Raw genomic sequence first — 22065 nt, forward strand, 5'->3', positions numbered from 1 at the left:
GTCAGCGCTTGGCCGACTGGATCAGCGAGCGCACCCGGCGCCCCAGGTCGGTCAGGCTGAAGGGCTTGGTCATGATCCAGGTCGTCGCATTGGCGCTGACCAGGCTTTCCCCCTCGGCGAAGCCGGTGATGAACAGCACCTTCAGTTCCGGGTCGCGCCTGCGCAACTCGTCGGCGAGGCCGATGCCGTTCATGGCGCCGGGCAGGCCGATGTCGGTCAGCAACAGGTCGATGGCCCCGGCTTTTTCGGCTTGCTGCAAGGCCGAGACGCTGTCCAGGGCCTCGACGACGCGATAACCGGTTTCCGCCAGGTACTCCGAGACCATCTGCCGGATGGCCGCTTCGTCGTCCACCAGAAGGATCGTTTCGTTGCCGCCGGGTTGCACCGGCGCCGCGCTGTCGGGCGCGGCGGTTTTCGTGCGTTGGGAAGCTCGGCGCGCCACCGGGAAATACATCGTCACCGTCGTACCTTCGCCGACATTGCTCTGGATCCTGACGTGCCCTGCGGACTGCTGGGCAAATCCGTAGATCATCGACAGGCCCAGCCCCGATCCCTCGCCCAGGCGCTTGGTCGTGAAGAAGGGGTCGAACACCCGGGACAGGATGTCGGCACTGATGCCCGTTCCCGAGTCCGAGACCGCGATCGCTACATACGGCCCCGGCGGCAACAGTTTTGCGTCGGCGCCGTTTTCCTCGATCACGTGGCGGTGGACGTCGAGCTTGAGGACGCCGCCTTCGGGCATGGCGTCCCGGGCGTTGATCGCCAGGTTGAGCAGCGCATTCTCCAGTTCGTTCGGGTCACACTTGATCGGGTCGTTGTTGCGGAACGAACACTCCACAACGATGTTCGGCCCCACGGAGCGGCGGATCATTTCTTCCAGGCCGGCGACCACCTTGCGCGGTTCGAGGACCGCCGGTTGCAGCGATTGTTGCCGGGAAAAGGCCAGCAGCCGCTGGGTGAGGGCGGCGGCCCGGGTCGCCGAGGTCAAGGCCACGGCGTTGTAGCGCGACAGCTCGGCGTACTGCTGGCTGTCGATGCGCCGCTGCATCAGCTCCAGGCTGCCCGTGATGCCTGCCAGCAGGTTGTTGAAGTCGTGGGCGATGCCGCCGGTGAGCTGGCCGACCGCTTCCATTTTCTGGCTTTGCCGCAGCTTCGATTCGGCCAGGGCGCGTTCGTGCTGTTCGGCCTCCAATTGCCCGGTACGCTGGGCGATGCGTGCTTCGAGTTGGTCGTTCCAGTCTCGCAATGCGGCTTCCAGTTGCACTCGCTCGTTGATGTCTTCGACGGTGCCATACCATTGTTCGCAGTGCCCGGCAGCGTCGAGGCTGCACAATGCCCGGACCCTGAACCAGCGGTATTCGCCGGTGTGCCGGCGCAGGCGAATCTGCGCGTCGAAGGGTTGCAGGCTCGCCAGGGACTGGTTCCACAACCGGGCGATGGTGAGTTTGTCGTCAGGGTGCGCGGCGTTCAACCATTGGCGCCCCAGCGTCTGCTCCGGGGTCCGGGCGGTGTAGTCGTACCAGCGCGGATCCAGCGACAGCAGCGCGCCATCGCTGGTGGCCGTCCAGGGCCAGAGTGGGTTGAGCTCGGCCGCGATCCGGTAGTGCCTTTCACTCTCGCGCAGCTTTGCCTCGGTCAGGCGCATGGCGTGCAAGGTCACGGAGCGCTTCAAGGCCGCCCCGATCAGGTTGGCGTAGCCGCGCAAAAAATCGATATCGCTCTGGGTAAACTGCCGGGGATGGCGACAATCGACCTCGAAGATCCCGAACGGTCGCGTCTCGGTGGCGCCATGGACCAGCACGTTGACGAAAGCCTGGACGCCGTTCTGGATCTGGAAGTCGTGATAGCGAAAACGGGTTTCGGTGGCGATGTCCGTGGAAATCACCGCACTGCCGGTGTCCAGCGAGTGGCGTTCGGGGGTGCCGTCCAGCGCCTGCACCCGGACCTGGCCCACCACGCCCGGAGCCCAGCCGACTCCGTTGCGCACGGTCAGCGTGAGGCCATCCTCTTCCAGCAGCATGAATTTCGCCATGTGGGTTTCGAGTGCATCGCCCACCAGACGGCACGCCTCGTCGAGGATGTGCTCCAGGTCGTCCGACACCAGCGCCAGCTCACCGAGTTCGGCCAGCACCTTGCGTTGGCGCAGTAACGTATCTTCCATTGCCATGTGGGTCACCCTTGCTCCGTCTTCCATATCCGAGGGCCGGGCGCGGGCTAGGTTCACACGAATCGATGACCGTGCCTGTTCACTTCACCTGTGGGAGTGAGCTTGCTCGCGAAGGCGGTAGGTCAGGCGCTGCAACATGGCTTGATCCACTGCCTTCGCGAGCAAGCTCGCTCCCCCATGGGTTGCCTGGTCGCAGGCTATCCCTGGGGGAGCGAGCGGCTTGCGCAGCGTTATTGCTGAAGAAACTTCAACAGGTCCTGGTTCAGGCGATCCTTGTGGGTCTCGGTCAGGCCATGAGGGGCCCCGGCGTAGACAATCAGTCGGGCGCCCTTGATCAGTGCGGCCGAGGCTTTGCCCGAGGCGTCGATGGGGACGATCTGGTCGTCGTCACCGTGGATCACCAGGGTCGGCACGTCGAACTTCTTCAGGTCGGCGCGGAAATCGGTGGCCGAGAACGCCGCGATCGAATCGTAGGTGTTCTTGCTGCCGCCCAGCATGCCTTGCGCCCAGAAAGACTGGATCAGGCCTTGGGACGGCTTGGCACCCTTGCGGTTGTAGCCGTAGAACGGCCCCGAGGCGATGTTCAGGTACAGCTGCGAGCGGTTCTCCAGGGACGCCTTGCGCAGGCCGTCGAATACCTCGATGGGCAGGCCGCCGGGGTTGGTGTCGGTCTTGAGCATCAACGGCGGCACGGAGGACACCAACACGGCTTTCTTCACGCGTCCGGTGCCGTGGCGACCAATGTAGCGCGCCACTTCACCACCGCCCGTGGAGAAACCGACCAGGGTCACGTCCTTCAGGTCCAGGGCTTCGATCACGGCTGCCAGGTCATCGGCGTAGTGATCCATGTCGTTGCCTTCCCAAGGCTGGCTGGAGCGACCGTGGCCGCGACGGTCGTGGGCGATCACGCGGTAGCCCTTGGAGGCGAGGAACATCATCTGCGCTTCCCAGCTGTCGGAGTCCAGCGGCCAACCGTGGCTGAACGTCACGACCTGGCCATCGCGCGGGCCCCAATCCTTGTAGTACAGCTGCACGCCATCTTTTGTGGTGATGTAGCTGGCGGACTGGATGACGCTGCCGACAGCGGACACCGGGGCAGTGGCCTGGGATGGGGTGGCGGCTTCGGCGCCGAGGGAGGCCAGTGCCAATGTGGCGACGGCCAGGGTGCGGTTCAGTGTGTTCATGGTCTCTCTCCTAAGGGGTTGGTCTGTCTGGTTGCGACCGTTGTCGATCGCTTGGTGTGCAGATTAGAGAGGGACGCCGATGTCGAGAACGGTGCGGGTATCGATAGCAACTATGCGCTTGACCGATAGCTGGGCTTCGCTCCGCTGGGTGGGGCGAACCTGTTGGGAAAGAGGCGCTGAGACCCGCTAGGCAGGCTCTACCTGCGCCGCCAGGTAAACTTGGCGGCGCAGCCATTGGTGCCCGGCATCCTTGTTGTTGCGCGGATGCCAGGCCAGCGACAGGCGCAGGGTCGCCAGTTCGACGGGGGGCTCGAACAGGTCCAGGCGGTCGCGGTACTGGGCAAGGAAACGCGCGGGCAGGGTGCACACCGCATCCGTTGCCGCAATCAACGAGGGCGCGAGGGCATAGCTTTGAATGGAAAATGCCACGTTGCGCACGCGGTTCAGCTCCACCAATGCATCGTCGACCACACCTGCGAAGCGTCCGCCTTCGGAAGAGACGAGCACGTGGTCGAGGGCGCAAAAACCGTCGAGGTCGAGCGGGCCGGTTCCCCGTGGATGGCCTTTGCGCTGGGCGGTCAGGAAACCATCCTCCCAGAGCGCGCGCTGCATGACATCGTCACGCAGGGCCTGCGGCACGGTGATCAGCAGGTCGATCTGCCCTTGCTCCAGGCGTTCGAACACATCGTGTGCAGGGTGAACGAAAGCCAGCCTGGCGTGCTTGGCCTCTCGCGCCAGGCCCGCGCAAAGCGCCGGTGCGAGGAGCGCTGCCGGCGTTTCGAATAACGCGATGACGAAGGTGCGGGTCGTTGTGGCCGGGTCGAATGCATCGGGTTCACTGGCCAGCCGCTTGAGTCCTTCGAGTACCTGCAGCAAGTCTTGCTCCAGCGCTTGCGCCCGGGGCGTGGGCACGACGCCTCGGCCGTTCGCCGCCGGCACGAACAGCGGATCGGCGAGGATGTCTCGCAAGCGTGCCAGCCGCGCGGACAAGGCCGGTTGGCTGATGCCCAAGCGGACGGCGGCCCGGGTGACATTGCGCTCCTCCAGCAGCGCCTTGAGCGTCAGCAACAGTGCCGCGTCGAAATCCGTGTAGTTCATCATGATCTCCGATCAGCGCCTTCAGGCAGGCGGCTGTACGGGCATCAAATCAAACCAGGCAGTGGTCTGTACAGGGCGAGCCGGGCTTGCTCGCCCGTCTCAGTCACGGTTGCGATAGTCGGCCGGCACCCATTCATAGTGCCCGGCTTGTGCGCGAAGGTGGCCTATCCCTGGGAACGGCAAGTGCGCGGCCGCCGACAGGCGCGCTTCGTTGGCCGAGGCCTTGAACTGTTGTTGGCGCTGGGCGCGTGCGTGGTCCTGGTCGACATCGAAAGTGACCGTCACGTCAGGTCGGGCAAACTGGATCGGGCCGACGTGGAGGAGATCGCCCCAGAAATCGATGCTCTCACCCTGGCTCTCGACCCGGTAGACGCTGTGGCCCGGGGTATGGCCAGGTGTCGGGAGCGCCGTGATGCCGGGCACCAGGGTCGTAGGGCCGCTGAAGGTCTTGACCCGGCCCGCATCGACGTAAGGCCCAACGGTCCTCTGGCTCTTCTCCAGGTCCTGGGGTTTGAGTCCTTTGCTCAGATTGGCCGGGTCGAGGAAGAAATCGACGTCGGCCTGGGCCACGTGGACGGTCGCATTGGGGAACATCATCTGCCGGTTGCGCGACAGCCCGCCGGAGTGATCGGCGTGGATGTGGGTGAGCAGGACGTCGCTGATGTCCTCCAGTTTATAACCGGCCGCCGCCAGGCTCTGGGGCAACTTGCCCGCCACCTGGCCAAACAGCTCGCCGGCTCCGGTATCCACCAGCAGCACCCGTGGACCGGTGTCGATCACATAGGCGTTGATCGACGTCTCGACGGGGTTGCGAATAAAGCTGTTTTTCAGCAACGCATCGATCTTCTCGGCGCTGATGCCTCGCAGCAGCGGGTGCAGGTCCAGCGGCAGCGTGCCGTCGCTCAGGGCGGTGATCTGGAAGGCGCCGACCTGGAATCGGTAGACACCTGCCACCTGCGGTTTGTGGATGGGCAGGGGCTCCGCGACCGGTGTCGCGGCGGCATTTACCGAGGTGATCGTCCCCGCCAGAACCAGGGTGGTAAACAGTGTCGCGAGCGGGAGGGGGACTTTGTTGAACATGTCGAAACTCCTTGATAGCGCAGGCTTCGTTGATCGCGCGAATCAGCGTAGGTCAGGTGCGCACCAGGAAGAACGGTTGTGTTGGTTATACGAGGCATCGGCCAGGTGGATGGCCAGCAGTTTCAAGCCGTGAGCTTCCAGTGGGACGCAGGCGACAAAGCCGGGTGGGGTGTGTCCGGCAGGCGAAAGTGGGAAGTGCTGGGGCTTTCGCGAGCAAGCTCGCTCCCACAAGGTTTTGTAGGGTCAATGACCTGGAGGACAGTCCTTGTGGGCGCGAGCTTGTTTGCGAAGGTGGCGCATCAGCCCCTCAATGCTCGACAGGCGCCTGCGGCGCTTGCTCGGCTTCGGCCGCCAGTTTCAGGCGATCCGCCTTGCTGATGTACTTGGGTTTCTGCGGGGCCAGTTTGGCGCTGGCCTTTTTCGCATGGGCCTGCAGCAACTGCTTTATTTTCTTGCGACGATTCATGACGTCTACTCGGTGTGTAAGCGCGCGGATGATATCAGCAGCGTGAAGCGCGCGGCTCTATTTGAAGAACGTGCTCGGTGTCTTGCCAAACTGCTTGCGGAACATGTTGGTGAACGCACTCGGGCTTTCGTAGCCCAGCGCCAGCGCAACGTCGATGATCTTCTCGCCCATTGCCATGCGCTCGACCGCCTGCAACAGGCGCACCTGCTGCCGCCACTGCCCGAAAGTAATGCCGGTTTCCTTGCGGAACAGCCGCTGGATGGTCTTCTCGTCAAGGCCCAGGCGGGCGCTCCAATCCGACAGCGTCGAGCCGTCGGCGGGGTCGCCTTGCAACGTGACGCAGATTTTCTTGATACGCCGGTCCGCCGGCTGCGGCAAGTGCAGGGGCAGGGTGGGGAGCAGGGCGAGTTCATCGAGAATCAGCTGCATCACCCGGGCGGCCCGGGTGTTCGGGGCATAGGGGAGTTGCAGATGCACGGCGACCTTGATCAATTCGCTCAAGAGGGCGGAAATGCTCACCGCCTTCGTTTCGGTCGGCAGGTCTGCGGCGGCATCGGGCCGGACAAACAGGCTGCGCATTTTCACGTGCCCGACGCAGCGCACCGAATGCACCTGCCCGCAGGGCATCCACAAACCCCGATTCGACGGTACCGTCCATTGGCTGGACGCCGTGTGCACCACCATCACGCCTTCGACGGCGTAGATCAGCTGGTGCTTTTCATGGGAGTGCGAGGCGATCAGCCAATTGTCCGGGTAATCGGTCGCCCTCCCGATCATTGTCCAGGCGCCTTCGTCGATCTCGAGCAATGCTTCATTCAACGGTTTGATCATGATGTCCTTTTTGCGACGGTTGGTTCCCTTGTCCAGTGAGACAGACATTTTCGTGGATTCTAGGATGATGCCGCGCCTGTCAGAAAGTGCTGTCACCTTCTGCCTACGTTTTTTTTTCAGACCCATCGCCTGGAAGCTTTGTCATGTCCACCACCGCCACAGCCTCGACCACGGCCTCCGTCGCCAATCAAACGAGCCCGCTTGTCATGCGGGTCATCGGTGCCTGCGCCCTCGCGCACCTGATCAATGACCTCATCCAGGCCGTGCTGCCTTCCATCTATCCGATGCTGAAGGCCAACTACGGCCTGACCTTCACCCAGGTGGGATTGATCACACTGACCTTCCAACTGACGGCCTCGCTGTTGCAACCGTGGGTGGGCTATCACACCGACCGTCATCCCAAGCCCTGGCTGCTGCCCGCCGGGATGGTCTGCACCCTCATCGGCATTCTGATGCTGGCGTTCGTCGGCAGCTTCGGTGCCATCCTCCTGGCCTCCGCGCTGGTGGGCATTGGCTCGTCGACCTTCCACCCGGAAACCTCGCGCGTGGCACGCCTCGCTTCGGGCGGCCGCTATGGCCTGGCGCAGTCGACCTTCCAGGTCGGTGGCAATGCGGGCAGCGCCTTCGGCCCGCTGCTGGCCGCGGCCATCGTGATCCCCTATGGCCAGGGTCACGTCGCCTGGTTCGGCTTGTTTGCGGCATTCGCGATCCTGGTGCAGTACGGCCTGAGCCGCTGGTATCGCAACCACCTCAACCTGTTCAAGCTCAAGCAGGGCGGCAAGGCGACCCACGGCCTGTCCAGGCAGCGAGTGACCGCGGCCCTGGTGGTCCTGGCGTTGCTGGTGTTCTCCAAGTATTTCTACATGGCCAGCTTCACCAGTTATTTCACGTTCTACCTGATCGAAAAATTCCAGCTGTCGGTGACCAGTTCCCAGCTGTACCTGTTCCTGTTCCTGGGATCGGTGGCCGCTGGCACCTTCTTCGGTGGCCCCATCGGCGACAGGATCGGCCGCAAGAAGGTCATCTGGTTCTCGATCCTGGGCGTGGCGCCGTTCACCCTGGCACTGCCCTACGTGGACCTGTTCTGGACCGGCGTGCTGAGCATGATCATCGGTTTCGTCCTGGCCTCGGCGTTCTCCGCCATCGTGGTCTTTGCCCAGGAACTGGTGCCGGGCAATGTCGGCATGATTGCCGGCGTGTTCTTCGGCCTGATGTTCGGCTTTGGCGGCATCGGTGCCGCGCTGCTGGGTTACCTCGCCGACATCCACGGTATCGAATACGTCTACACCCTGTGTTCCTACTTGCCGTTGCTGGGTGTGCTGACGGTCCTGTTGCCGTCCACCAAGGGCGTCTGAACCGCAGGTGCGCCTTGCGGCGCACCTGCACACCATGGCCTGGAACGTCGAGCCACGAACGGTTAGTCCTGCTGTGATCGACTGACCGGGAGTCGCAGCAGGAGCCTGTTTGGCTTGTGCTATGGCAAAGCGTCGCGCTCCGCAAAGATGCCGGCTATTTGCTCCGCGTTCTCGGCCCCCCAGGTGCACAGGGGGATGATCGCCTCGGCCAGGCTGCGCCCCAGCGGGGTCAGCGCATAATCCACGCGCGGCGGCACTTCCTTGTAGTCGGTCCGTGCCAGCACGCGGTCGGCTTCCAGATCCTTCAACTGCTGGATCAGCACCTTGTCGCTGACGGCTGGGATCAAACGCTTGAGCTCGCCATAACGCTTCGGCCCCTCGCGCAGGAAAAACAGGACGAGCGGTTTCCACTTGCCCGAGATGATGCGCAACGTGGCGTTGAGCCCGAAGCCGGTACCGCAGATTTCAGGAGAAAAGGTCATATTTTGATACTTACCAAAAGGTGCATACTTGTTCTTAGGTTATCAGGGCGGCATCCTCGCGCTCAACGAGCAATTTTCTGCTTGGGTTAAACGCCAACGAGGGATGCATGATATGACCAGACTGAATGGAAAGACCGCCGTGATCACCGGCGGTGCTACCGGGATCGGCCTTGCGGCGGCAAAACGGTTCATAGAGGAAGGGGCTTTTGTCTTCATTTTCGGTCGCCGGCAAGAGGCGCTCGATGCCGCCGTGGCCGAACTCGGGGCCAATGCCCGTGCGGTGAAGGGCTCGGTTTCCGACCTGTCCGACCTCGACCGACTTTACGCGGCGGTGAAGGCCGAGCGCGGGACCCTCGACATCGTCTTCGCCAACGCCGGGGCGGGAAGCCAGCTTGTGCTTGGCGAAATCACTGCCGAACACATTGACGAAATCTTCGAGACCAATGTGAAGGGGGCGATCTTCACGGTCCAGAAGGCGCTACCGCTGATGGGCCAGGGTGGCTCGATCATCCTGACCGGTTCGAGTGCCGGTACCACGGGGGCGCCGGGCTTCAGCGCCTACAGCGCCAGCAAGGCGGCAGTGCGCAACCTCGCGCGGACTTGGGCGCTGGACCTGAAGGGCACCGGCATCCGGGTGAACGTGCTGTCGCCCGGGCCGACGGCGACCGAACTCGCCAAGCAGGCGCTGGGAGAGGAGGGCATGAAGGTCTTCGCCTCGATGAACCCGCTCCAGCGCATGGCTGATCCGGCCGAGCTTGGCGCGGCGGCGGCCTTTCTTGCCTCTCAGGACAGCAGCTTCATGACCGCTGGCGAACTCGCGGTCGACGGCGGCCTGGCGCAAATCTGACTCGCTGCATAAGAGCTGCCACCATTTGATTGTGGCGAGGAGCGGTGTAACGATGGCGAGCGATCCGAGCTCAGTCGCTCGCCTCATGACTTCTATGGAGCAGGTAACCCTTCGATGGACATCCAGTTTCGCGGTCACGCAATGCCTCATAATCCGTCCGCAGGCACCTGCGATGAATACAGCGTCAGCGGCATCTCCAGCTTCGATGACGTGCACGGCGCTTATCAGCACATCGCGGCCCGTCACCCAGGTACCAAGCCATTGCTTTCGCTTGATGACCTGCACCAGGCCCGCTACACCTGCGGGCATGCACGGGACAACCTGGGGCTGGATAGTGCATCCGAGCAGGACATCGCCGGGTTGCCGCCCGAATGCTTTGAAAACGGCGAGTACCTGGGGTATTCCACGACCAAGGCCGAATTCGCCATCGGCTATCGCAATTTCATGAACCTGGTCGCGGCCACGTCATTCCAGGACGCCTGCGCCCACGGCCTGACCCTCGACACAACAGCCCTGCAAGAGTGGGAGGCGTATCAGCAAGACCCGGTGTCATTGCTCGACCAGCCGCTCTCGGCACTCGTGGTGCCGGTTGAACAGAGTTACCAGGCGCTCGCCGCTTTCCCCAACGGCTACTTCACTTGCGACCTGGACCCCGCGCAGAACTTCGCGGTGGCCCGCCATTTTGCGCTGACTCATGGTTATGAATTGATCGGGGTGGGGGCATCCTATCTCGGCTACCTACGCGCAGAACCGCCCGCCCCAGAGGAGGCCCTTGCGGTGGCGGCGGATTTCTGTGCGTTGTACAACACCCGTGACGAAGACCGCGAAACGGTGATTGCCCGGGTCATGGCGGCGATCAACGGGCGTACGCACCTTTGGTTGCGGTATGTGGAGTAGCTGACAGGTGGACCGCGCATGAACGAACTGCCAACAGCCGGCGTCGGCCACGACGAGGCGATGCGCAAGAAGATCAACGCCGCCGTGGCTGCAAGAAACCTGGCGAGTGCGGCGAATAACACCAAGTGGGATGAACTGATCAGTCATTTCCGCCAGCGCGAGGGATGGTGCCCGTCCTGGCGGCACAAGTCAGTCTCCGGCTACATCTCGGGGTGGGATGTGGAATGGTTCTACCATTTGCCGTTTCCATTCGCCTGCGTCGAATGGTTCGACATCGGCCTGACGCAAGAAGGCCCGTTCCGGGGACGGCTGCTGGCCCCGACAACCATCGACCACACCGACGAACTATCGGCAGTGGTCGCACGGATTGGATTCGAATTCGAAGTGCGTGGCGATGTGTTGAGGATCTGGGGTTATTTGCCTAAGTGCTATGAGGATTTTCCAGCGGCCTGATATCCGTGATCACGTATTCTTTCAATAGCCGCGCAAATAGCCTCAATCTAGTGACTTGTCTTTAATGGGTTACACCAGTGGACTGCACAGTTGTTATGGGAGTGCTTTTGCGTCCGGGGCATGAAGGGGGTGTCGAGTGACCCCAGCGCTATCGATATCCAGTCAGAAAACTCACCCTCAGTGCGCGACCAGAATAAGTTCGAACCACAGTGCGCGCAGAACTCGCGTACGGCTGTCTTCGAAGAAACGAATGCCTTGATACTGGATGCCCCCTCAAGTATCCGTAACGCGCTACGCGGAACACTACCGTACGAAGCAAATGCAGCCCCATGGCCTTTGCGACATTGAGAACAGTGACAGTGAGTGACCGCTTTGGGGGATGTGATGAGCTCGTATCTGACGACTGAGCACAAGCAACTGCCCTGATATTTCTCGTCCATGGTCTAGGTCGTGCTATGAAGAGGCCTCAGCTTATCAGCTTGAGACTCCAGGTGTTGGTCTACCATCGTTGGTGTTCTGATCAGGAGTTCAGGTCGGCCAAAGAGGTCGTATGGCCAGAGAGGTCTGCGAACGCAGGCATCTTCGACCCAGCTGTGTAACGTGCCCACGTCGTATGGTTGGGCGGTAAGACCGGCTCTACTTCAAAAAGTGATGACAATGACATTGACTGTCGAAGGATTGGTCAAGATAGCAATGACTAATCCTATAAATGCCGAAATCTGTTCTCGTTTGCCTGCACTCCAGCTACGTCAGTGCTTTCTCACAGCAGGCTGCCTTTTCCAACCTGTCTGGAATCATCAAACAAACCTGCCGAGTGAGTGGGGCGTAAAGGATTACGATGTTTTTTATTTTGATGATGACCTGTCTTGGGAGGCAGAAAATGAGGTTATCACCTCGGCTCAGCGTCTTTTCCGTGACCTTGAGGTAAATATCGAAATCAAGAATCAGGCCCGTGTTCACCTTTGGTACCACCAGCGGTTTGGTCGGCCTTATCCTCAGCTTCAGTCGGTAAGAGATGGCATCGATAGATACCTGGTTGCGGGTACGTGCATTGGGCTGGATGTTGAAACGAACGGGGTCTATGCGCCGTACGGTTTGGCCGACGTAGCGGATGGGGTTCTGCGCATCAACCCGAGGAATCCTCAGCCAGATTTGTTCGGTCTGAAGGCCAGGAGTTACCAAGCTCGCTGGCCCTGGCTTCACATCGTGGAACCTTGTATCTGCGGAGGATAAATACGCTGCCTGGCATTGAGTCCTGACTGCTAGGGAATCATTTCCTCAGGAAACAGGTCGACGCATCGCAAGGATGGCGGCGCCAAAACCGATGAACGTCGAGCCCACCAGCCGGCTGATCCATATGGAGAACGCTGGACGGGTCAGCAGGCCCTTGACCTGGGCCGCAGCGGCTGCGTACAGGCTCAGTGACACCAACGACAACCCCATGAATATCGAGGTGAGCAACAGGAATTGCGGCAACAGCGCTGCGCCCTGGTCGATAAATTGTGGGAAGAGGGCGGTGAAGAACATCGTCGCCTTAGGGTTGGTGGCAGCGGTCAGGAACGCCGACTTGTAGAGCTTTTTGCGCGACGGGGCTTGGACTGTCCCGTCTGGCTGGATCTGCTGGGCGAGGATCGGCTGCCGAGTGAGCAACTGCCTGGCGCCCAGGTAGAACAGATAACCGGCACCCAGGACCTTCACCGCGTTGAACATCCATTCGGAGCTGGCAAGCAGGGCACCCAGGCCGGACATCGCCGCCGCCGACAGGCAGAACAGCCCGCAGGCATTGCCCAGCGAAGACCACACCGCGTACCGCGGCCCATAGGCCAGGCTGTTATTGATCGCCATCACGGTCGCAGGGCCGGGGCTTGCGATGGCAATCGCGGCGACCAGGGTAAAGGCCAGGATTGAGTGCAGGTCCATGGTCTCATTCATAGGTGGTTGGAGACGGGCATAGTACAAGACAACCCTAGAATTGCCTGGATAAAGCGGCCATCAGGATCCCGGCGGCAATTGCTGGAAGCGGCTTGCGCAGGGTCAGCATCATGACGGCGGTCGTCAGCAGGGCCAGCCGCGCACCGTTGTCACCGGTGACCGCCAGCGGCGTGAGCACCGCCACCAGTACCGAGCCGGACATGGCGTTGATGAACTGCTGCACCCGGTAGTTGATCGGGACGAATGACATCACGAACACGCCGCCCCAACGCGTCGCGAGGGTCACCACGGCCATGATCAGGATGATCAGGAATGTGCCGTAGCCTGAGGTCTCAATGCTCATGTTTTTTCTCCGTCCACACCGCGCCCAGCACGCCACCGGCCAATGCCCCGGTGACCACGTGGGCGTTTTCAGGCAGGTACCTGTACGCCAGCAACGACGCGCCGGCGGCCACGCTCCAGATGATCAGCATGCGCAGGTTCTTTTGGCCTCCGAGTACCATGGCGAGCAGAAAGCAGCCCATGACCATGTCCAGGCCGAGGCTCACCGGGTCCTGGATGACGCTGCCGAACTTCAACCCCAGCCAACTGCCGAGCGCCCAGGCCGACCACAGCGCCAGGCCACCGCCAAACAGCAGGCCCAGGCCTGGCTTGCGGTTATTGAACGCCTGCATGGACATTGCCCAGTTGGCGTCCGAGACCACCAGCATCACGCCGTAGCGCCGGGCCCAGGGCAGTTCCCGCAGCCAGGGATACAACGTGGCCCCCATCAGCAGATGCCGGGCATTGATCGCGAATACCGTCACCACCAGCGGCAGCACCGGAACGTGCGGCCCCCACAGGTCAAGCACGGCAAATTGCGCGGCGCCGGCGAATACCAGGGTGCTCATCAGCAGGGTTGACGTTGCGTCCAGGCCGGTTTGCGCTGCGGCAAGGCCGAAGGCAACGGCAAATACAATCACGAACAGGGAAATCGGCAACAGCTGCTTGAAGCCACTCCACACCAGGTTCCTATCCAGGCTCACGGAGCCTGCTTCGACACTCAACACACTTCACCTCAAGTTGGACCGCGATCGGGCGCTATTGTGAAAGCAACCATTGGCTTCAGAAAAGCGAATAAGTGTCATGGGTACCATTCGAGTTTCGAATACTGATGCCTGCGCTTCAGTCGCGACCTGTCGGCCTTCGTTGAAGCGGCGACATGGCATTAGCCGCAAGGAGATGATTTCTGTTGCCGGCGACGTGGAAATCAACGAATGATGGGCACGGGACCCTGGCGAAATGACAGATGAGCATGGACTGGAACGACCTGAGGTATTTTCTCGCCGTGGCGCGAACTGGAAGCCTGACCCAAGCGTCCTCGGATCTCAGGGTCAGCCAGTCCACCGTTGGCCGGCGCGTCATCGAACTGGAAAAGGCCATCGGTATGACGCTGTTTCAGCGTCACCCGACGGGCTATTTCCTGACCGATGATGGCCGTGAGGTGCTTCGGCATGCCGAGCTCGTCGAAGACCGGGTCATGGCCCTGGAACTCGGCGTCGCAGGCAGGGACGACAAGCCCGCCGGGACCGTGCGGCTTGCAACATCGGAGAACCTTGCAACGGACCTTGTCATTCCCGCGCTGCCGGCGTTCCGGGAGCGTTACCCGGGTATCTGCCTGGAAATCATCACCAGTACCGTCACGGCCGAGCTTGGCCGACGCGAAGCGGACATTGCGCTTCGAGTCGTTCGGCCCACTCGGGGCAATCTGAAGGTCAGGCGGGTGGGCCACATGACCTACTCGGTCTATGGCAGTCGGGATTACCTGGCGCGTCACCCCTGTATCGAAGGCGAGCCTTTGGGCGGGCGGCATTTCATTACCTGGGACGACAGCCACGCGTTCATGCCGGCCGCGGCCTGGCTCATGCGTGAGCACCCGCGTTGCAAGGTCGCGCTGGTGACGAGCAGTCTACCGACCCAGATCGCTGCGGTGCGAGCCGGACTCGGCCTGGCGGTGATCCCTGACTTTCTGGTCGCCAAGGAAGATTTCATCCGCGTCGTCCCACCCGAGCAGATGTTCAGCGCCGAGGTCTGGCTGGTGACTCACGCAGACCTCGCTGCCTCTGCCCGTGTTCGAGCCGTCGCAGATTTTATCGCTGAGCACATGATGGGCGCCGACCCCTGCCTTTCAGTCTTTTGAAAGGGCCTGGAGGGCACTGGCCCGTCATGATGTCGGGGAGGTCTTGCCGGCCCACAGGTCGACGGGCCCCAGGCGATCCGCCGCCTGTGTCTGAAGCATCCAGCCGGGGTACTCGGGCGGTAGTTCGCTGACCGCGTCGAGCCGGGCGATTTCATCGTCACTCAGCACAATGTCGACAGCGGCGACGTTGTCCTCGAGCTGGCTGAGTCGTTTCGCGCCGACGAGCACCGAGGTCACGACGGGTTTCGACAGCAGCCAGGCCAGGGCGATGCGGGCCGGGCTGCAGCCATGGGCCTGGGCGATGGGCTTGAGGACATCGATCACGTTCCAGGCGCGCGCCTTGTCCACAATCGGAAAGTCGAACGACGCACGCCGCGAATCTTCCGGTGCCTGGTTCTCACGGCTGAACTTGCCGGACAGCAGGCCGCCGGCCAGGGGGCTCCAGACCAGCAAACCCATGTGCTCCGCTTCCAGCAGTGGCTTGAGTTCGCGCTCCAGGTCACGTCCGGCGATCGAGTAGTAACCTTGCAGCGTATGGAACCGATCGAGGTTCAGGCGCGCAGAAATCCCCAGCGCCGTTGCAATCCGCCAGGCCTGCCAGTTGGACACGCCCAGGTAACGGACTTTGCCCTGCCGGACCAGGTCGTCCAGTGCGCGCAGGGTTTCCTCCAGGGGCGTCACGTTGTCGGTGGCGTGGATCTGGTAGAGATCGATGTGGTCGGTCTGCAGCCGCCGCAGGCTCGCTTCGACAGCGTCCATGATATGCCCGCGCGAGGCGCCGACGTCGTTTCGGCCGGGGCCCATGCGGCTGTACACTTTTGTCGCCAGCACGACTTCGTTGCGCGCGATGCCAAGGTTCTTGAGCGACTGGCCGAGGGTTTGCTCACTCGCGCCCCCGGAGTAGACATCGGCCGTGTCGAAGAAGTTGATGCCGGCGTCGATACTTGCCTTGACCAGTTCGTCCGCCGCGGATTGGCCGACGTCTCCGATGTGTTTGTAGATACCGCTGCCGTCGCTGAACGTCATGGTGCCAAGGCACAGTTGAGAGACAAGCAGGCCGGTGTTGCCCAGGGTCTTGTATTTCATCGCGTTCTCCTCAAGACGCGGCAGCGTGATCGAGCCGATGAGCCACGCTGCGCGTACTTCATTGATGGTCGGTCACCAGGCGCGCTTGCCGTGCGTTCCTGGTGTCACGGACTAAGCTAGATGCTTCATTTTCGGAAAAAAACGCCAGAAAACGCAGGATGATTTTCTATTTTTGGAAAATCTGCGACAGCGCCCGGGGCCTTTCAACGTCTACCGAGCGCGCAAACCGGCGCCTCAGATCAGGCAGTAGTCGCTGTATTGACCCATCCCCTTGTGAGCCCCCTTGACCAGGTGGACGTAGTGGCCGTTTACCCAGTCCACCGGCAGGCAATCGTCCACCTGGAGCACGGCGTCGGTGTGGGCCTTGAGCCAATCCGCCGGCATGCGGCGCTTGCCCAATTGCTTGGCCTGGGCCTTGTCTCGGGCCACTACCAGCAGGTAGCGGTGGGCTTCACCAAATACGTCACGCTCGTAGCCACCCAGGTTGATGAAAAACAGCTTGGGTTCGTCGGGGCCTGGGGCCATCGGGCTGAATTCGACCCGGTAGGTGTCGATGCCGTCGACTTCCAGCCAGGAATCGATATGCAAACCCTGACGGCTGCCGAACCACGCCTGGCGCAGTTGGGGGTACGCCCGTTCGAGTGAGTCCGCCTGGGCGAACACCACGTCGTGTACTTCGATGCTGGCCCGAGGGTGACGACCGCCGAGCATGACTACGTACAGCATGAAAACTCCTCACTAGAGGTTGCGCATAAATCTATACAAGGTTTGAATTTATCTGTACAAGAAACTAATGTTGTACAGGTATTTTCTCATTCTACAGGTTCTCCATGGCGCACCCTGTTCGTTGGGCCTGCCTCTGCCTGATGCTGACGGTGATGACCTCGGCTGCCGCAGACTGGCGAACGACGCTGCCCACCGCGCAACGGCTGGGGCAGGGCGATTTCACCTGGTTCGGCCTGCGCCTGTATACCGCCCGGTTGTGGACCGCCGGCCCGGTACAGGATTGGAACCAGCCCTTCGCGTTGGAGTTGCTTTATCACCGATCGATATCCCGGGAAACGCTGGTGCAGGCCAGCCTCGAGGAAATGCAGCGGCTAGGCCCCGGCAGCCTGACAGCCCAATCCCTTGAGGCCTGGACCCAGGCGATGCAAGTCGCATTCGTAGACGTGCGCCCCGGCATGCGCATCACTGGCCTGTACCTGCCGGGCAAGGGTTGCCGCTTCTACGTGGACGGCAAGCTCAGCCATGAAGTGGCCGACCCGTCGTTTGCCCGAGCGTTCTTCGCCATCTGGCTGGATCCGCGGGCCCGCGACCCACAATTGCGCCAGCGTCTGCTCGGCCTGGCGGACAACGACCGAGGGACCTGAACATGTACAAAGCGCTTTTGCTGGTGGCCTGCCTGTTTCTCGGCAGTTGTGGCAATGTCGGCGTCGAGCACTATGCCGGGGAACAACCGCGCTTGGACCTGGCGGCGTTCTTCTCGCGACCGGTGCAGGCCTGGGGGATGTTCCAGAAGCGGTCCGGAGAAGTGGTCAAGCGCTTCCACGTTCGCATCGACAGTCGCCGTGAAGGCGAGCGGCTGATCCTCGATGAACATTTCCTCTACAGCGACGGCACGCGACAGCAGCGTACCTGGACGATTGTGCCGGACGGCCCGGGTCGTTGGCGCGGAACCGCCGGGGATGTGATCGGCGAGGCCCAGGGCGAAGTGGCCGGTAACGCACTGCGTTGGCGTTACCGATTGGACTTGCCCGTGGAAGGACGGCATTGGGAAGTGGACCTGGACGACTGGATGTACCTGATGGATGAAGACACCCTGATCAACCGTTCGAGCATGAGCAAACTGGGGGTGGAGATCGGCCAGATCACCTTGTTCTTCCGCCGCTTGCCGGAGGGCACGCCATGAATTTGAGTCAACTCACTGAGCGAGTCACGGCCGGGGAAGTCGAAGCGCTTGAGTTGCTGTCGCTGGAAGGCGGCTTCTACCTCCTGCGCGCCATGACCGGTACCGGTCCGGTCACCCTGAGCGATGCCCAGGGCGAGCCTGTTCGATTGCGTTCATCCACCGAGCTGCGCCAGTTGCTGATCGATCTGCCACCCGTGCCGTGCACGTTGGTGCAGTACGTGGTGCATGATGAGATGTGTGGACAGCGTGACGGCCCCATCGCGCCCTTGCGGCTGCCGTTGACACTGGCCAGCCAGTGGTAGAGAGGCCGCGGCTCAGCGCCACGCCGCGAGGCGCACAAGCAGGGGAAAGGCCAATGCCCAGACCGCGCTCAACAGCAGGCCCGTTTCCATGACGCCCAGCGGCAGCTCGACCTGCGCCACTCTGGCGCCGCCCAGGTAGGCCAATGGGCCTCCCACTGCGCCGAGTACCGCCGCGCGCCAGACGGGCCGGCCGGTCCAGGCCAGGCTGTGGCGCAAGCCGCTGGCCAGGACCAGCCACAACAGTGCCAGCCACAGGGGCAGCGGCCAGCTATCGAAGCGGAATACGTCCAACGCCCCCAGCAGGCTATCCAGCGCACAACCGGCCAGGGCGGTGCGCAGCAGGGCCTTTACCTCGCCATTGAAGTCCGGGCACAGCCACAGATGCAGGCCCAGGCCGACGGGCACCAGCAACAACAGCCAGGGATGCTGAGCGCCTAGTACGCAGATCCACCAGCCGACCTGCAACCAGAGGGCATTGGCGACCAGCCATCGCCTGGGCATCAAGCCTGCCCGGGCAAGGCTGCACGCCGCGCCTGGGGCGCGGCCCAGAGCAGGTGCGCCACGCCAATGGCGCGCTCCTGGAAACCGCCCTGGCAATAACACAGGTAGAACTCCCACAGACGCTGGAACGTATCGTCGTAGCCCAGCGTCGTCAGTTCGGTACGCGCCTGTCGCAAGTTATCGCGCCAATGTTCCAGGGTGCGGGCGTAGTCCAGGCCGAAATCCTCCAGATGCACGAGGTTGAGGGCGGTGTGACGGCTGGCGGTGTCGAGCATCACGCTCAGCGAGGGCAGGGCGCCGCCGGGGAAGATGTAGCGTTGGATGAAGTCCACCGAACGCCGTGCCTGGGCATAGCGCTGGTCTCGGATGGTGATTGCCTGCAACAGCATGAGGCCATCGGGTTTGAGCAGTGCCGCGCATTGGCGGAAATACACCGGCAGGTAGCGGTGGCCGACAGCCTCGATCATTTCGATCGAGACGAGCTTGTCGAAGGTGCCCTTGAGGTCGCGGTAGTCTTCGCGCAGCACCGTCACGCGCTGCTCCAGCCCCAGGGCCTGCACGCGCTGCACGGTATAGGCGTACTGCGCTTCGGAAAGGGTCGTGGTGGTGACCCGGCAGCCGTGCCGGATGGCCGCGTGGATCGCCAGGCTGCCCCAGCCGCAGCCGATCTCCAGCAGATGATCGTCGGGGCGCAGTTCAAGCTTCTGGCAGATGTTTTCCAGCTTGTGCAACTGGGCTTGTTCCAGTGTTTGCCCGGCGTGCTCGAACTGGGCGGCGGAGTACATCATGGTCGGGTCCAGCAGCCGCTCGAACAAGGCATTGCCCAGGTCGTAGTGGGCCAGGATGTTGCGCCGGGAACCGCGTCGGCTGTTGCGGTTCAACCGATGCAGCAGTCGCAGGGCCGGGCGACCCAGGCGCGCCAGGCCGCCTTCAAGGGCATCGAGCACGTCCAGGTTGGCGACGAACAGGCGGGTCACCAAGGCCAGGTCCGGGCTGCGCCAGAAGCCGTGGATATAGGCCTCGCCCGCGCCGATCGAGCCGTTGCCGGCGATCATGCTCCAGGTGGTGTCGTCGAGGATCTCCACTTCGGCCTGCAACGGGCTGGCGGCATCACCGAAGTTCCATTGCCGCCCATGGCTGAGCAGCCGCAGGTGACCGTGGCGCAGCTTGCCCAGTTGAGCGAGCACGGCGGTGCGGGCCAGCCCGCCGAGCAAAGGCGCCAGCCCCGTGGACTTGCTAACGCTCAGGGTGGAATTGGACATGGTCGGGGTTCTCGCAAGGTTGGCCGAGCGCCAGGTCGCCCGGGCGGGTCGTGTGGTCATGGATTGGGGTGCGCTTGAACAACAGGCGCAAGGCTTGCCAGTAAATGGCCGAGACAGTGCGCAGGCTCATCCAGGGGAACGCCAGGATGTATCGATGCAACGCCTTTCGATCCAGCGGCTGGCGGCGCAAGGCGAGGTCGGCCTCGAAAACCCTGTCGGCGCCTTGCCAGTTCTCCATGTGAATGCGCACGTGCTGTTCGTCCAGGGCGAATCGCAGGCGATAGTCCATGTCCATCGGCATGAACGGCGACACATGGAAGGCTTTGGTCACGGCGAACGGTTTGGCGAGGTCGTCTGGCACCGGCAGCACGTAGTGGAACCGCTCACGCCACGGCGTGTTGCGCACTTCAAGCAGGATCGCCGCCAGGTGCCCGTCGCGGTCGTGGCAGAAATAGAAACTCACCGGGTTGAACGACAGGCCCCAGCAACGCAACTGCGTGAGCAGGTGGACCGGGCCCTCGGGCGTTTGTCCCGTGGCCTGTCCGACCAGCAGGCGGGCGGCCTGGGCCAGTGACTCGCCTTGGCGGGTCCGCGCCGGCAGGTAGTCGCCCTCGCGCCAGCTCAGCGGTGCCAGGCGCCAACGCCCCAGCCAGCGCGACAGGCCGAGCAGCCAGGCTTGCTCGTCCAGGTCCAGGTAGAACAGGCCGATCCGGTAGCGGAAGGCATGGCGCCGTGGCGACAGGCGACGGTGGCTGATCCAGCCCAGGCAAAGGCTGCTGTTCACAATGTTTCTCCGAAATGCTCAGCCACCTTCAGCGCGCTGACCACCCCGTCCTCGTGAAACCCGTTGCCCCAGTAGGCGCCGCAGTAGTAACTCAATTGCTGGCCCTGCAGTTGCGCGTGGTCCGCTTGCGCAGCCGATGCGGCCAGGCTGTATTGCGGATGGGCGTACTGGAAGCGGGCGATGATCTTCGCCGGGTCCACCAGCGCTGTCTGGTTGAGGCTTACGCAGAAGGTCTCCGATGCCTGGATACCTTGCAGGATGTTCATGTTATAGGTCACGGCCGCCGGGGCCTGGTCGCTGCCGCCGAGGCGATAGTTCCAGCTGGCCCAGGCCCTCCTGCGGCGCGGCAGCAGGCGGCTGTCGGTGTGCAGCACGACGTCATTGTCGGCGTAGCGGATCGCGCCTAGTACGGCGCGTTCTTGCGGGCTGGGCGCTTCCAGCAGCGCCAGGGCCTGGTCGCTATGACAGGCGAACACCACGCTGTCGAAGCGTTCCGGGCCGGCGGCGCTGGTCAGCGTTACGCCGCCTTCGTCGCGGCTGACCCGGCGAACCTTGCAGTTGAGCCGAATACGTTGCGCGAACGGTTGGCACAGCGGCGCGATGTAACTGCGCGAGCCGCCTTCGATGACCCGCCATTGCGGACGGTGATTGACCGACAGCAAGCCGTGGTTGCGGCAAAAGCGCACGAAGAACTGCAGGGGGAAGTCGAGCATGTCCGCGGGGGACATCGACCAGATCGCCGCCCCCATCGGCACGATGTAATGCTTGATGAAGCGCTGGCCGTAGCCCTGCGCCCGCAGGTAGCTGCCCAGGGTGGTGCTGGCATCGATACGCTGCTCATCCAGGTCGGCGAGCGCCTGGCGGTTGAAGCGCAGGATATCGCGCAGCATTCCCCAGAATCCCGGCGACACCAGGTTGCGACGCTGGGCGAACAACGTGTTCAGGTCGTGACCGTTGTACTCCAGGCCGGTGAGCGGGTCATGCACCGAGAAGCTCATCTCGGTCGGCCGTGAGGCGACCTTGAGCTGATCGAGCAAGCGGATGAAGTTCGGATAGGTCCAGTCGTTGAAGACAATGAAGCCAGTGTCGATGGCATAGTGCTCGCCACGCCAGGCCACATCGACGGTGTGGGTGTGACCGCCAACCCATTCGGCGGCCTCGAACACCGTCACTTCGTGTTTGCGTGACAGCAGGTGGGCGCAGGTCAGGCCCGCGATGCCGCTGCCGATGATAGCTATACGCATCGGTCG

Annotated in this window: 26 protein-coding genes; 9 read left to right on the forward strand and 17 right to left on the reverse strand. The window is 62.6% G+C overall.

Features of this window, described 5'->3' with window-relative positions:
* Position 1: 1 nt before the first annotated feature.
* The 6 genes from AD664_RS12365 to AD664_RS12385 all read right to left on the reverse strand — a co-directional run bounded on the left by AD664_RS12365 (position 2) and on the right by AD664_RS12385 (position 6874).
* Positions 2-2167: an ATP-binding protein gene (locus AD664_RS12365; protein WP_053146861.1), complete on the reverse strand. Its 2166-nt coding sequence runs from the start codon at positions 2165-2167 to the stop codon at positions 2-4.
* 230 nt (positions 2168-2397) lie between these two features.
* Positions 2398-3351 carry an alpha/beta fold hydrolase gene (locus AD664_RS12370; RefSeq protein WP_053146863.1) on the reverse strand — a complete coding sequence of 318 codons (954 nt, stop codon included), beginning with the start codon at positions 3349-3351 and terminating at the stop codon, positions 2398-2400.
* 186 nt (positions 3352-3537) lie between these two features.
* On the reverse strand, positions 3538-4449 hold the full coding sequence (locus tag AD664_RS12375) for a LysR family transcriptional regulator (RefSeq protein ID WP_083454184.1): 912 nt from the start codon (positions 4447-4449) through the stop codon (positions 3538-3540).
* A 99-nt stretch (positions 4450-4548) separates the two neighbouring features.
* Positions 4549-5529, reverse strand: a complete 981-nt coding sequence (locus AD664_RS12380) for an MBL fold metallo-hydrolase (protein WP_053146867.1) — start codon at positions 5527-5529, stop codon at positions 4549-4551.
* A gap of 307 nt (positions 5530-5836) precedes the next feature.
* Positions 5837-5995, reverse strand: a complete 159-nt coding sequence (locus tag AD664_RS27015) for a DUF2986 domain-containing protein (RefSeq protein ID WP_083454185.1) — start codon at positions 5993-5995, stop codon at positions 5837-5839.
* Between the two features lie 57 nt (positions 5996-6052).
* Positions 6053-6874, reverse strand: coding sequence for a helix-turn-helix domain-containing protein (locus AD664_RS12385; RefSeq protein WP_053146869.1), 822 nt, complete (start codon positions 6872-6874; stop codon positions 6053-6055).
* 95 nt (positions 6875-6969) lie between these two features.
* Here AD664_RS12385 and AD664_RS12390 point away from each other — a divergent pair, with 95 nt between their 5' ends.
* On the forward strand, positions 6970-8181 hold the full coding sequence (locus AD664_RS12390; protein WP_053146872.1) for an MFS transporter: 1212 nt from the start codon (positions 6970-6972) through the stop codon (positions 8179-8181).
* A 119-nt stretch (positions 8182-8300) separates the two neighbouring features.
* Here AD664_RS12390 and AD664_RS12395 read toward each other — a convergent pair whose 3' ends face one another.
* Positions 8301-8663 (reverse strand): helix-turn-helix domain-containing protein, encoded by a 363-nt coding sequence (locus AD664_RS12395; RefSeq protein WP_053146874.1) that lies wholly within the window; start codon positions 8661-8663, stop codon positions 8301-8303.
* Between the two features lie 112 nt (positions 8664-8775).
* Here AD664_RS12395 and AD664_RS12400 point away from each other — a divergent pair, with 112 nt between their 5' ends.
* The 3 genes from AD664_RS12400 (at position 8776) to AD664_RS12410 (ending at position 10860) form a co-directional block, all read left to right on the forward strand.
* Positions 8776-9510 carry an SDR family NAD(P)-dependent oxidoreductase gene (locus AD664_RS12400; protein WP_053146876.1) on the forward strand — a complete coding sequence of 245 codons (735 nt, stop codon included), beginning with the start codon at positions 8776-8778 and terminating at the stop codon, positions 9508-9510.
* 141 nt (positions 9511-9651) lie between these two features.
* Entirely contained in the window at positions 9652-10407 is a 756-nt protein-coding gene (locus tag AD664_RS12405) for a DUF4253 domain-containing protein (RefSeq protein ID WP_083454192.1), read from the forward strand.
* Positions 10408-10425: 18 nt separating this feature from the next.
* Positions 10426-10860, forward strand: coding sequence for a DUF6678 family protein (locus AD664_RS12410; RefSeq protein WP_053146880.1), 435 nt, complete (start codon positions 10426-10428; stop codon positions 10858-10860).
* A 47-nt stretch (positions 10861-10907) separates the two neighbouring features.
* Here the strand turns inward: AD664_RS12410 and AD664_RS27020 are convergent, their stop codons facing one another.
* Positions 10908-11300, reverse strand: coding sequence for a GFA family protein (locus tag AD664_RS27020; protein ID WP_080964270.1), 393 nt, complete (start codon positions 11298-11300; stop codon positions 10908-10910).
* A gap of 217 nt (positions 11301-11517) precedes the next feature.
* Here AD664_RS27020 and AD664_RS27025 point away from each other — a divergent pair, with 217 nt between their 5' ends.
* Positions 11518-12093, forward strand: a complete 576-nt coding sequence (locus AD664_RS27025; protein WP_083454186.1) for a nucleotidyltransferase family protein — start codon at positions 11518-11520, stop codon at positions 12091-12093.
* 45 nt (positions 12094-12138) lie between these two features.
* Here the strand turns inward: AD664_RS27025 and AD664_RS12420 are convergent, their stop codons facing one another.
* Genes AD664_RS12420 through AD664_RS12430 form a run of 3 tightly spaced genes read right to left on the reverse strand, consistent with a single transcriptional unit; the run spans position 12139 to position 13841 of the window.
* Positions 12139-12780, reverse strand: coding sequence for a LysE family translocator (locus AD664_RS12420; protein ID WP_047735645.1), 642 nt, complete (start codon positions 12778-12780; stop codon positions 12139-12141).
* Positions 12781-12826: 46 nt separating this feature from the next.
* Positions 12827-13135, reverse strand: coding sequence for an AzlD family protein (locus AD664_RS12425; protein WP_053146884.1), 309 nt, complete (start codon positions 13133-13135; stop codon positions 12827-12829).
* A complete protein-coding gene (locus AD664_RS12430; protein ID WP_053146886.1) occupies positions 13125-13841 on the reverse strand; it encodes an AzlC family ABC transporter permease in 717 nt (238 codons plus the stop codon). The genes AD664_RS12425 and AD664_RS12430 overlap by 11 nt, the downstream gene beginning before the upstream one ends.
* Before the next feature lie 245 nt (positions 13842-14086).
* Between AD664_RS12430 and AD664_RS12435 the strand changes: the two genes are divergently transcribed.
* Positions 14087-14971 carry a LysR family transcriptional regulator gene (locus tag AD664_RS12435; protein ID WP_053147073.1) on the forward strand — a complete coding sequence of 295 codons (885 nt, stop codon included), beginning with the start codon at positions 14087-14089 and terminating at the stop codon, positions 14969-14971.
* A gap of 24 nt (positions 14972-14995) precedes the next feature.
* Here AD664_RS12435 and AD664_RS12440 read toward each other — a convergent pair whose 3' ends face one another.
* A complete protein-coding gene (locus AD664_RS12440) occupies positions 14996-16057 on the reverse strand; it encodes an aldo/keto reductase (RefSeq protein ID WP_053146888.1) in 1062 nt (353 codons plus the stop codon).
* A 234-nt stretch (positions 16058-16291) separates the two neighbouring features.
* Complete coding sequence (locus AD664_RS12445; RefSeq protein WP_053146889.1) at positions 16292-16783, reverse strand: DUF1543 domain-containing protein; 492 nt, start codon at positions 16781-16783, stop codon at positions 16292-16294.
* 104 nt (positions 16784-16887) lie between these two features.
* On the opposite strand from AD664_RS12445, the gene AD664_RS12450 reads away from it, so the two are divergent.
* From AD664_RS12450 to AD664_RS12460, 3 genes are read left to right on the forward strand one after another with little or no spacing between them, the layout of a single operon-like run.
* Positions 16888-17427, forward strand: a complete 540-nt coding sequence (locus AD664_RS12450; RefSeq protein ID WP_053146891.1) for a chalcone isomerase family protein — start codon at positions 16888-16890, stop codon at positions 17425-17427.
* Between the two features lie 2 nt (positions 17428-17429).
* Positions 17430-17966, forward strand: a complete 537-nt coding sequence (locus AD664_RS12455; RefSeq protein WP_053146893.1) for a DUF3833 domain-containing protein — start codon at positions 17430-17432, stop codon at positions 17964-17966.
* Positions 17963-18268: a DUF6482 family protein gene (locus tag AD664_RS12460; protein WP_053146896.1), complete on the forward strand. Its 306-nt coding sequence runs from the start codon at positions 17963-17965 to the stop codon at positions 18266-18268. The genes AD664_RS12455 and AD664_RS12460 overlap by 4 nt, the downstream gene beginning before the upstream one ends.
* Before the next feature lie 12 nt (positions 18269-18280).
* Here the strand turns inward: AD664_RS12460 and AD664_RS12465 are convergent, their stop codons facing one another.
* From AD664_RS12465 to AD664_RS12480, 4 genes are read right to left on the reverse strand one after another with little or no spacing between them, the layout of a single operon-like run.
* Positions 18281-18769 (reverse strand): DUF2878 domain-containing protein, encoded by a 489-nt coding sequence (locus AD664_RS12465; protein ID WP_053146898.1) that lies wholly within the window; start codon positions 18767-18769, stop codon positions 18281-18283.
* Positions 18769-20031, reverse strand: coding sequence for a cyclopropane-fatty-acyl-phospholipid synthase family protein (locus tag AD664_RS12470; protein ID WP_053146900.1), 1263 nt, complete (start codon positions 20029-20031; stop codon positions 18769-18771). The genes AD664_RS12465 and AD664_RS12470 overlap by 1 nt, the downstream gene beginning before the upstream one ends.
* Positions 20006-20815: a DUF1365 domain-containing protein gene (locus AD664_RS12475; RefSeq protein WP_053146902.1), complete on the reverse strand. Its 810-nt coding sequence runs from the start codon at positions 20813-20815 to the stop codon at positions 20006-20008. The genes AD664_RS12470 and AD664_RS12475 overlap by 26 nt, the downstream gene beginning before the upstream one ends.
* Positions 20812-22059: an NAD(P)/FAD-dependent oxidoreductase gene (locus AD664_RS12480; protein WP_053146904.1), complete on the reverse strand. Its 1248-nt coding sequence runs from the start codon at positions 22057-22059 to the stop codon at positions 20812-20814. The genes AD664_RS12475 and AD664_RS12480 overlap by 4 nt, the downstream gene beginning before the upstream one ends.
* Between the last annotated feature and the right edge of the window lie 6 nt (positions 22060-22065).

It is taken from the genome of Pseudomonas sp. P97.38, from assembly GCF_001269745.1.
Taxonomy (GTDB): domain Bacteria; phylum Pseudomonadota; class Gammaproteobacteria; order Pseudomonadales; family Pseudomonadaceae; genus Aquipseudomonas; species Aquipseudomonas chlororaphis_E.

What these genes read in the sequence shown, in the direction of transcription:
- AD664_RS12365 (WP_053146861.1), bottom strand. Translation starts at nt 2,167, where the DNA reads ATGGCAATGGAAGATACGTTACTGCGCCAACGCAAGGTGCTGGCCGAA.
- AD664_RS12370 (WP_053146863.1), bottom strand. Translation starts at nt 3,351, where the DNA reads ATGAACACACTGAACCGCACCCTGGCCGTCGCCACATTGGCACTGGCC.
- AD664_RS12375 (WP_083454184.1), bottom strand. Translation starts at nt 4,449, where the DNA reads ATGAACTACACGGATTTCGACGCGGCACTGTTGCTGACGCTCAAGGCG.
- AD664_RS12380 (WP_053146867.1), bottom strand. Translation starts at nt 5,529, where the DNA reads ATGTTCAACAAAGTCCCCCTCCCGCTCGCGACACTGTTTACCACCCTG.
- AD664_RS27015 (WP_083454185.1), bottom strand. Translation starts at nt 5,995, where the DNA reads ATGAATCGTCGCAAGAAAATAAAGCAGTTGCTGCAGGCCCATGCGAAA.
- AD664_RS12385 (WP_053146869.1), bottom strand. Translation starts at nt 6,874, where the DNA reads ATGTCTGTCTCACTGGACAAGGGAACCAACCGTCGCAAAAAGGACATC.
- AD664_RS12390 (WP_053146872.1), top strand. Translation starts at nt 6,970, where the DNA reads ATGTCCACCACCGCCACAGCCTCGACCACGGCCTCCGTCGCCAATCAA.
- AD664_RS12395 (WP_053146874.1), bottom strand. Translation starts at nt 8,663, where the DNA reads ATGACCTTTTCTCCTGAAATCTGCGGTACCGGCTTCGGGCTCAACGCC.
- AD664_RS12400 (WP_053146876.1), top strand. Translation starts at nt 8,776, where the DNA reads ATGACCAGACTGAATGGAAAGACCGCCGTGATCACCGGCGGTGCTACC.
- AD664_RS12405 (WP_083454192.1), top strand. Translation starts at nt 9,652, where the DNA reads ATGCCTCATAATCCGTCCGCAGGCACCTGCGATGAATACAGCGTCAGC.
- AD664_RS12410 (WP_053146880.1), top strand. Translation starts at nt 10,426, where the DNA reads ATGAACGAACTGCCAACAGCCGGCGTCGGCCACGACGAGGCGATGCGC.
- AD664_RS27020 (WP_080964270.1), bottom strand. Translation starts at nt 11,300, where the DNA reads ATGGACGAGAAATATCAGGGCAGTTGCTTGTGCTCAGTCGTCAGATAC.
- AD664_RS27025 (WP_083454186.1), top strand. Translation starts at nt 11,518, where the DNA reads ATGACATTGACTGTCGAAGGATTGGTCAAGATAGCAATGACTAATCCT.
- AD664_RS12420 (WP_047735645.1), bottom strand. Translation starts at nt 12,780, where the DNA reads ATGGACCTGCACTCAATCCTGGCCTTTACCCTGGTCGCCGCGATTGCC.
- AD664_RS12425 (WP_053146884.1), bottom strand. Translation starts at nt 13,135, where the DNA reads ATGAGCATTGAGACCTCAGGCTACGGCACATTCCTGATCATCCTGATC.
- AD664_RS12435 (WP_053147073.1), top strand. Translation starts at nt 14,087, where the DNA reads ATGGACTGGAACGACCTGAGGTATTTTCTCGCCGTGGCGCGAACTGGA.
- AD664_RS12440 (WP_053146888.1), bottom strand. Translation starts at nt 16,057, where the DNA reads ATGAAATACAAGACCCTGGGCAACACCGGCCTGCTTGTCTCTCAACTG.
- AD664_RS12445 (WP_053146889.1), bottom strand. Translation starts at nt 16,783, where the DNA reads ATGCTGTACGTAGTCATGCTCGGCGGTCGTCACCCTCGGGCCAGCATC.
- AD664_RS12450 (WP_053146891.1), top strand. Translation starts at nt 16,888, where the DNA reads ATGGCGCACCCTGTTCGTTGGGCCTGCCTCTGCCTGATGCTGACGGTG.
- AD664_RS12455 (WP_053146893.1), top strand. Translation starts at nt 17,430, where the DNA reads ATGTACAAAGCGCTTTTGCTGGTGGCCTGCCTGTTTCTCGGCAGTTGT.
- AD664_RS12460 (WP_053146896.1), top strand. Translation starts at nt 17,963, where the DNA reads ATGAATTTGAGTCAACTCACTGAGCGAGTCACGGCCGGGGAAGTCGAA.
- AD664_RS12465 (WP_053146898.1), bottom strand. Translation starts at nt 18,769, where the DNA reads ATGCCCAGGCGATGGCTGGTCGCCAATGCCCTCTGGTTGCAGGTCGGC.
- AD664_RS12470 (WP_053146900.1), bottom strand. Translation starts at nt 20,031, where the DNA reads ATGTCCAATTCCACCCTGAGCGTTAGCAAGTCCACGGGGCTGGCGCCT.
- AD664_RS12480 (WP_053146904.1), bottom strand. Translation starts at nt 22,059, where the DNA reads ATGCGTATAGCTATCATCGGCAGCGGCATCGCGGGCCTGACCTGCGCC.